Source organism: Prevotella sp. OH937_COT-195 (genome assembly GCF_003932845.1).
In the GTDB taxonomy this organism is placed as follows: Bacteria; Bacteroidota; Bacteroidia; order Bacteroidales; family Bacteroidaceae; genus Prevotella.
Window position 1 is genome coordinate 1 of record NZ_RQZH01000117.1, and the last position, 621, is coordinate 621.

Sequence of the window (621 nt, forward strand, 5' to 3'; positions counted from 1 at the left end):
AGGCTCAGCCTCAATGCTATTTCTTTCCGCAAAGATACAAAAAAATCCGATACCTCCAAAAAAAGTAACGGATTTTTTTCATTAATCAACCTTCATGCAACTTCACATGGCAAGCACCGCAAACCAAAAGAAGATTATCACGACGGCAAACAAGGTCAGGACGATCACTAACACCCAACACATGGTGCACCTCCATTTCCTCCTCCGGAAAACAACAACCGCAGACTGCACAACAACCACACTGACGACGATACAACGCACCGCGGTGACGCAACAGACGGTGGCGAACATTCCTACGAAGGTCGTCATAACTGCCGCGACGCTTCATACGGTAAGTGGTAACGTAAATACGAACCCTACCTATCTTCCATTTCTTCAGAAAATCCATACACGGCACTCCTATATCTCAGAAACGGCACTGCCGCAACTGCCACACTCAAACTTAGGCAACATGGCACGAAGCAACTCTATGGCCATATACAAATCCTCCTTCTGAAGCATCTCCTCATCGGCATCCTGAATCAGCGACAATAGCATCTTCGTCATCTCCTCCCAAGTGCACTCGCCGTCCCGCTTGCTCCGACAAGGTATCTCTATCACTATCTTAGCATCTTCTATACG

2 protein-coding genes are annotated in these 621 nt (G+C 47.3%); both read right to left on the reverse strand.

The features are described 5' to 3' along the window. Nucleotides 1-85: 85 nt before the first annotated feature. Nucleotides 86-388, reverse strand: a complete 303-nt coding sequence (locus EII32_RS11495; protein WP_125235478.1) for an HNH endonuclease — start codon at nt 386-388, stop codon at nt 86-88. Nucleotides 389-399: 11 nt separating this feature from the next. Beyond that, nucleotides 400-621, reverse strand: a 222-nt coding sequence (locus EII32_RS12295; protein WP_158611195.1) for a hypothetical protein, incomplete at its 5' end; no start/stop codon positions are given.